This window comes from Microbacterium sp. UBA837, assembly GCF_002296025.1.
Classification (GTDB): domain Bacteria; phylum Actinomycetota; class Actinomycetes; order Actinomycetales; family Microbacteriaceae; genus Microbacterium.
In genome coordinates this window covers 25,028-32,387 of the sequence record NZ_DBHD01000037.1, presented here as the reverse complement: position 1 = coordinate 32,387, position 7,360 = coordinate 25,028, and the positions used below count along the sequence as shown (strand labels likewise).

At 65.1% G+C, this 7,360-nt stretch carries 7 protein-coding genes; 3 read left to right on the top strand and 4 right to left on the bottom strand.

The window, feature by feature from the left end:
• Window positions 1-260: 260 nt before the first annotated feature.
• Together B3587_RS02930 and B3587_RS02925 are read right to left on the bottom strand one after the other, a co-directional pair.
• Complete coding sequence (locus tag B3587_RS02930) at window positions 261-731, bottom strand: general stress protein (protein ID WP_228178508.1); 471 nt, start codon at window positions 729-731, stop codon at window positions 261-263.
• A 46-nt stretch (window positions 732-777) separates the two neighbouring features.
• Window positions 778-1,662: a M48 family metalloprotease gene (locus B3587_RS02925; RefSeq protein WP_228178507.1), complete on the bottom strand. Its 885-nt coding sequence runs from the start codon at window positions 1,660-1,662 to the stop codon at window positions 778-780.
• Window positions 1,663-1,952: 290 nt separating this feature from the next.
• On the opposite strand from B3587_RS02925, the gene B3587_RS02920 reads away from it, so the two are divergent.
• Complete coding sequence (locus tag B3587_RS02920) at window positions 1,953-2,147, top strand: hypothetical protein (protein ID WP_292726420.1); 195 nt, start codon at window positions 1,953-1,955, stop codon at window positions 2,145-2,147.
• A 50-nt stretch (window positions 2,148-2,197) separates the two neighbouring features.
• Here B3587_RS02920 and B3587_RS02915 read toward each other — a convergent pair whose 3' ends face one another.
• Entirely contained in the window at window positions 2,198-2,524 is a 327-nt protein-coding gene (locus B3587_RS02915) for a MerR family transcriptional regulator (protein WP_228178505.1), read from the bottom strand.
• Window positions 2,525-2,600: 76 nt separating this feature from the next.
• Window positions 2,601-4,721 (bottom strand): glycogen debranching N-terminal domain-containing protein, encoded by a 2,121-nt coding sequence (locus tag B3587_RS02910; protein ID WP_292726418.1) that lies wholly within the window; start codon window positions 4,719-4,721, stop codon window positions 2,601-2,603.
• Between the two features lie 146 nt (window positions 4,722-4,867).
• On the opposite strand from B3587_RS02910, the gene B3587_RS02905 reads away from it, so the two are divergent.
• Both B3587_RS02905 and B3587_RS02900 read left to right on the top strand, forming a co-directional pair.
• The gene (locus B3587_RS02905) at window positions 4,868-6,019 is read left to right on the top strand and encodes a glycosyltransferase family 4 protein (RefSeq protein WP_228178503.1); all 1,152 of its coding nucleotides are present in this window, start codon (window positions 4,868-4,870) and stop codon (window positions 6,017-6,019) included.
• A 97-nt stretch (window positions 6,020-6,116) separates the two neighbouring features.
• Window positions 6,117-7,331, top strand: coding sequence for an IS256 family transposase (locus B3587_RS02900; protein ID WP_292726425.1), 1,215 nt, complete (start codon window positions 6,117-6,119; stop codon window positions 7,329-7,331).
• Window positions 7,332-7,360 lie beyond the last annotated feature (29 nt).

Below are 7,360 nucleotides of genomic sequence, written 5' to 3'. Positions count from 1 at the left end.
CCAAACGGACTCACTCATCTAGGGCGCAATCCGAACCACCAGGATTCGCTGTGAACAGCCGTCCGGTTTCTGCAGGAGGGTGTCCCCCTGGCTGCGTCGCAGAAGCATCAGCTCGGCTGGATGAGCGGACGACGCCAAGAGGTCGACGGCGCCCAGCCGCAGCTTGCGGCAGTTGGCGCGCACGGCGACGCGCGAGAGCCGTTCGCTTGGACGCGCGGGTTGCGCGCGTACGGGGTTGAGTGGCTGACGAGTTGGCTTAGTTACTGTTGCGGCTGGGCTTCGGCGAGCAACGTCCGGGCCTGTTCGAGATGGTCCGGGCTGGTCATGACGTCCCAGTGTTCAGCGGCGAGTTGCTGTACGGATGAGAAGTCGCGGCCGCCCCTCCAGATGCCGTGCCCTGCGAGACCGAAGATCGCTCCCCAGAGCGCGCCGAGGCCGACCGCCCACAGTGCCGTCCAGAGCCAGAGAATCCCTGGCGTGAACAGGGACAGTACGAGTCCGATCAGCAAGCCGAACCATGCCCCGCTCGCCGCGCCGTAGCCGGCGGCGCGAGCGAACGTCATGCGCCCGGTCACCTGCTCTTCGATCCGGACATTCCAGCCGACGATCGAGACGTGCTCAACGGGGAAGTCGGCATCGGCGAGCTTGTCCACGGCGGCCTGCGCGGCCTGATAATCCTCGTAACGGGCGAGGAGTGCACGAGCGGGCGTGGTTGCGTTGTTCTCGGTCATCAGAGTTTCTCCTTTCGAAGGTGCGGTTATCGGTGGTGCGCCATACTCAGCGAATCGACGCCGGGCGTCGGTGATCTCCGCGTTCGTCGGCGAGTTCGAGCAGTCGCCGCACACGTTGAGACGTCGGCGGATGCGTCCGGAACAATCCACCGAGCCCGTCGTCGGCGAGCGGGTTCGCGATCATCAAGTGGGCGTTCGCGGTGGTCGCAGGCGTGCTCACCAGCGGCGCGCTGTGCACGCCTGCCTCGATCCTCTGCAACGCCGCCGCCAACGCGAGCGGATCGTCGGCGAGCTCGGCACCGTCAGCGTCGGCCTCGAACTCGCGAGTACGGCTGATCGCGAGTTGAATAAGTGCGGCCGCGACCGGCGCGAGAACGAGCATGACGAGCGTCGCCAGCGGGTTCGGGGCATCCTCATCGTCGCCGCCCACCGGCAGGAAAAACGCAAAGTTGGCCAGCGAAGTGATCACGCCCGCGAGACCGGCGGCCACGCTCGAGACGAGGATGTCTCGATTGACCACATGGGACATCTCGTGCGCTAGGACGGCACGAAGCTCACGCCATGTCAGCAGCCGCAGGATTCCTTCGGTGACGCATACCGCCGCATGACGTGGGTCACGACCCGTGGCAAACGCGTTCGGCTGCGGCAACGGGCTGATATACACCTTCGGCATCGGCACGCCCGCAGCATCCGACAGCTCCCGCACCGTCGCAATGAGAGTGGGCGCCTCCCACTCACCCACGCGACGCGCTCCCATCGCGCGCAGCGCGAGACGATCCGACCAGAAGTAGGCGGCACCGTTCATCGCCAGCGACAAGAGCGCCGCGACCGCGAGGCCCGAGCCGCCAGCGATCGCATACCCTGCTACGAGCATCAACGCGGACAGCGCACCCAACAGGACAGCTGTCTTGAGCCCGTTCCAACGACGCATTGGACATCAACCTCCCCGGCTCATTAAACTTGCGTCGCTACGTGTCAAGTTTAACGTGGCTCCGTCTATCCTTCAACTCGATCTGCGAGTAACCTGCTACTCTAGGTGAAGGTTTTCAGGCTCAGTATGTGCAGCACGCAAGCGTTGATCTTGCCCTCGGCTGCGCACCGGTGCCGCGAGGTCCCACCTCGTGCTCCGGAAGTCATCGCAGCAGCGCGGTGGGCGACTTCGAGCAGGCGAGGCATCTGAGATTCAGCGAATGAGGCGATGAGGATAAGGAGGAGCTGGGGATGACGAAGCAACCGGGTGAGGATCCTGAGGTTCCCCTCGAGGATGCCCTGGAGCAGGACATAGATGCGGGCCCCGGCGCGGCGGACGACCGGGCCGCGACCTCGGTGCCGCTGCCGGAAGACGCCGACCCGATTGACGCATGGGAGCAACGGATCGAGACTCCCCTCGACGATGAGGATCAGCGGGAGCTCTAGAGACGAGTCAAGAGATCGTCGGCCGGCCCAATCTTCCGACCGAGTCGGCGTCAGGCCGTCGGTCGCGACCGCAACTCGCTGATCTCGTGCTCGAGGGCCTCGACCCTTCGCCGGAGGGCGAGAACCTCTCTGACGCCAGGAAGCGTGACCCCGGCCTCGGTGAGGTCCTGGACCTCGCGAAGCCTCTCGACCTCGTGACGCGAGTAGCGCCGTTGACCACCATCGGAGCGCTCTGGGGACACGATGTCCTCGTCGTCCAGTCGACGAAGCGCAGCCTGCTGCATGCCGAGCAGGGTAGCCACCTGGCTGATCGTGTAAATGGGGGCGTCGTCCTGGTACAGGGGCGGCATCGCTTCGCTGCTCTTTACCTCCGCCATCTCTCATTCCTTCTTCTCCATCGTGCATCTCACGGACGCATCTTTGAACACGCGGACGGCGACTGGGTCCGGCCGCTCAGTTTCGAATCACACGAGCGTGATGCTGGTCGGCCTCCACGTCGACCCTCCCGGAACCGAGTGGCAGACCGCGGATCTGCACCTGTCCGATCATCGCAGGAACTGGCGCCACCGTCACAAGCGCGCCACGCTCGTCGGCGTCCAACGCGAGTGCGATCCTGAGCAGCTCGAAGGGTGTGGCCGCCGACCATGCCTGCGGTGAACAAGATGTGGGATACGGAACCGGCACCGGCTTGTCGCGACGGTCGAACCCGCAGAACAGCTCGGGAAGACGGCCACCGAACGCCTCGAGAGCGTCGAGAAGACCGGACAGCACGCGGATCGCCGCGTCTTCGCGCCTGTACCTGATCATCCCCGCAGCGGCGATGACGGAATCGTGCGGCCACACGGAGCCGTTGTGGTAGCTCGCCGGGTTGTATCGGGCGGAACGGTCCGAGAGCGTGCGAATGCCGAAGCCGGTGAACATGTCCGGCGCGACCAGCCGGTCGATGACGGCGTCCGCGACGTCGTCGTTCACGATGCCTGTCCATAGGCAATGCCCAATGTTGGAGGAGATCACCGTGACGGGCCGCTTCTTCGCGTCGAGCGCGAGGGCATAGAAACCCTCCTCCGGCATCCAGAATGCGTCGTGGAAACGACGTCGCAGCCTCTCCGCGTCTTCGCGGAAACGTTGCGCCTCGGCCGCAGAACCGAGAGCATCCTCGATCTCCGCAGCCGCGAGATAGGCCGCATAGCAGTACCCCTGCACCTCCGCGAGCGCGATCGGCGCTTCCGCGACGGAACCATCGGCATGGGCGATCGAGTCTCCGCTGTCTTTCCATCCCTGGTTCAGGAGCCCGCGGTCGGTGCTCCGCTTGTACTCCACGAACCCGTCTCCATCGCTGTCGCCGTAGGTGCGGATCCAGTGCACCGCAGCGTCCACGGCAGGCTTGAGCTCGGCCAGCTCTTCCAACGGGACCCCCCACCTCAGTGCCCGGCCCACCAGCATCACGAACAGCGGCGTCGAATCCACCGAGCCGTAGTACACGCTTTCGCCCCCCAGGGTGAGGGAGAGATCCGCGCCGTGCCGGACTTCGTGGAGAATCTTGCCCGGCTGCTCCTCAGCCATCGCCAGCTCCCTCGTCCCCTGTAGCCGCGCAAGCATTCGGGCGGTCCCGAGCGCCAATCCGGGAGCGTAGGGAAGCATCATCCAGCTGGTGATCAGAGCGTCACGCCCGAAGAGGGCCATGAACCACGGCGCGCCCGCCGCGACCACCTGGTCCTCGGGATGCTCGGGGTCCACGATCCGCAAGGCACCGAGATCACGTTCGCTGGTCGAAAGAGCCTGGGCGAGCACGGTGTTGCCGACCTCGATGACCGGTGCCGCCTCGTGCCATCCCTGCATCCGCCGCGCAGGCTCGGTATGGGCCAGCGGCCGGTCAAGGGGGAAAGACGCCGCCAGTTCGTCGCCTGCGACGATCGGAAGAACCTCGACACTGGTCTGCCACTGTCCATGAGCAGGCACCACCGTGCGGAAGGTGAGGACCCCTGGAACGGCCTGCGCTCCCGGCGCGTACACGCGCACCCCGCGCTCCTCTCCTGACGACGCGGACACGAGGAAGGAGACCGAGTCAGAGCTCGCCGTCGACGAGACTCCGAGAGCGCGCACGGGTCTCGACTCCTTCACCTCGAAGAGGTCGGCGAAATCGGCATCGAGATGCAGAACGATGTCGAGTCCTGCAGACTCGGCCCCGAAGTTGGACACCACGATGTCCTCCCGCATGCCCTGCCCGACCATCCGATGGCGCTCGACGATCACCGTGGGCTCGACCTGTCCCGGTCGGGTGGGGATACGACCCACGAAACGGCACTCGAAAGGCTCAGCAGGCAGCACGGTGAGCGGCTCGACCTCATGCCCGTCGATACGCAACTGCCACCGCGAGAGCACTCTGGTGTCCCTCACGAACAGCCCGTCGCTGCGGTGGGGGACGATATCCCCGTTGGGCTGCGACACGCAGAACGAGGAGCCTTCCACCAACGTCACGGAGCCCTGGAGCTGCGGAACCGCTCCGATCCCGTGGGGTCCGGGCTGATCATCACCGACCAGGCCTCGCGCTTCCAGGTCTGCTTCGGAAGCCACTTCGCGCTCCTTCCTCACTCGAACTCTCGCTCGAGACCACCATACCTATACTTGTAACGGTAAGTTACATGGATCTATAGTGCGAGCAACTCTTCGATGGGGAAGGGAGATGTGATTCCGGGAACGAACACTCTTGGGAGTAACTCATGTCACTCATCGTCGAACGGCAAGACACCGCGACACCGCACGAGAGCGGGCAACCGCTCAAGATCGGCATGATCGCGCCGCCATGGTTCGAGCTTCCCCCCGCGGGATACGGAGGCACCGAGACTGTCGTGGCCGGACTGGTCGACCAATTGGTCGACCGCGGGCACGAGGTCACCCTCGTCGGGTCCGGCAGGTCCAGAACGCGCGCACAGGACTTCAGACCCGTGTACGACACGCCTCCGTCGCATCTGCTCGGATCGAGCGTGATGCCCGAGCTCGTGCTCGCCGCCGAAGTAGGACGGATCATGGACGAACTCGACGTGGACATAGTCCACGATCATTCCGCGGCCGGCCCGCTGCTCGCGCGGCACCGACGACAGCCCACCGTCGTGACCATGCATGGTCCGGTCGCCGGTGAGAACGGTGATTACCACCGTCGCCTCGGATCGACGGTCGGCATCATCGCGATCTCCGACGCCCAGCGACGACAGGCACCAGAGCTGAACTGGGTGGGCACCGTCCACAACGCCATCGATGTCGCGGCCTTCCCCTTCCGAGAGCAGAAGTCGGACACGGTGCTCTGGCTGGGTCGGTTCAGCCCCGACAAGGGAGCGCACGTCGCCATCGAGACCGCCCGTCGCGCAGGGCGGAAGATCATCCTCGCCGGAAAGCTCACCGAACCCTCGGAGAAGGCGTACTTCGACCGAGAAGTCCGCCCCCTGCTCTCCCACGACGCCGAATACATCGGCGAGGCCGATACGCACCTCAAACGCGAACTGTTCGCGAACGCCGCGTGCCTGCTGTTCCCGATCCAGTGGGAGGAGCCCTTCGGGATGGTGATGGCTGAAGCGCTCGCCTGCGGCACGCCCGTGATCGCCACGCGCCGGGGAAGCGTCCCCGAGATCGTGCGACATGGGGAGAACGGTTTCATCGCCGACGCTGCCGACCAGCTCGTCGAGGCGGTCCAGCGCGCCTCGGAGATCGACCCGCATATGTGCCGGAACGATGCCGAGCAACGCTTCGACCTCCCCGTGATGGCCGCGGGATACGAGCGCATCTACCGCATGCTTGCCGAGGGAACCGCGGAGATTCGAACAATGACCGGGACCGCCGACGCATCGGAACCCCGGAGGCGGAGCGACAGGACATGACGGGACTGTCTGACTAACGGTGGATCTGGTCGGGCCTGACCGAAAGGAAGGGTGATGACCGATGTCATCGAGATGATCGATCCTGTGACGGGGGGAGATCATCGACGAGCAGCAGCTCGCGGAGCAGCTGCTGAAGCAAGCGAAGGAACGGGGCGTCGACCTCGTCGGCCCGGACGGGTTGCTGAACGGACTGACGAAGCGGGTGCTGGAGACGGCGCTCGAGGCGGAGATGACCGAGCACCCCGGCTATGAGAAGCACGCTGTGTCGACCAGCGAGAATGCGCGCAACGGGACGAGGTCGAAGACCGTGCTGACCGAGGTTGGTCCCGTTCAGATCGAGGTTCCTCGGGACCGGGACGGGTCGTTCGACCCGAAGATCGTCAAGAAGCGGCAGCGGCGGTTGACCGGGGTCGACGAGATCGTGCTCTCGCTCACCGCGCGTGGGCTGACGACCGGGGAGGTCGCCGCGCACTTCGACGACGTCTACGGGGCGTCGGTGTCCAAGGACACGATCTCGAGGATCACGGACAAGGTGATCGAGGAGATGACCGAATGGCAGAACCGGCCGCTGGATCGCGTCTATCCTGTGGTGTTCATCGATGCTCTGGTGGTGAAGGTCCGAGACGGCCAGGTGCGGAACAAGCCGTTCTATCTCGCCGTCGGCGTGACCGTGAACGGGGAACGCGACATCCTCGGGATCTGGGCCGGCGATGGCGGTGAGGGCGCGAAGTTCTGGCTCGGCGTGTTGACGGAGATCAAGAACCGTGGCGTCGAGGACGTGTGCATCGTCGTCTGCGACGGCCTCAAGGGTCTGCCAGAGTCGATCAACACGGCGTGGCCGCTCGCGACGGTGCAGACCTGCATCATCCATCTGATCCGTAACACGTTCCGGTTCGCGTCTCGCCATTACTGGGAAGAGATGGGCAAGGACCTGCGCCCTGTCTACACGGCGCCGACCGAAGCGGCCGCTCGTGAGCGATTCGTGGAGTTCGACGCGAAATGGGGTCAGCAGTATCCGGCGATCAGCAAGCTCTGGCAGAACGCCTGGAGTGAGTTCGTGCCGTTCCTGGACTGGGACGTGGAAATCCGACGGATCATCTGCAGCACGAACGCGATCGAGTCCCTCAACGCCCGGTACCGCCGCGCCGTGAGGGCGCGCGGGCATTTCCCGAACGACGCCGCCGCGCTGAAATGTCTCTACCTCGTGACCCGCTCGCTTGACCCGACCGGGCGCGGCAGGGCACGCTGGGCGACGAGGTGGAAGCCGGCACTGAATGCGTTCGCGATCGCATTCGAAGGCCGAATCGACTAACCATGCGCTCGGCCAGATCCACCGTTAAT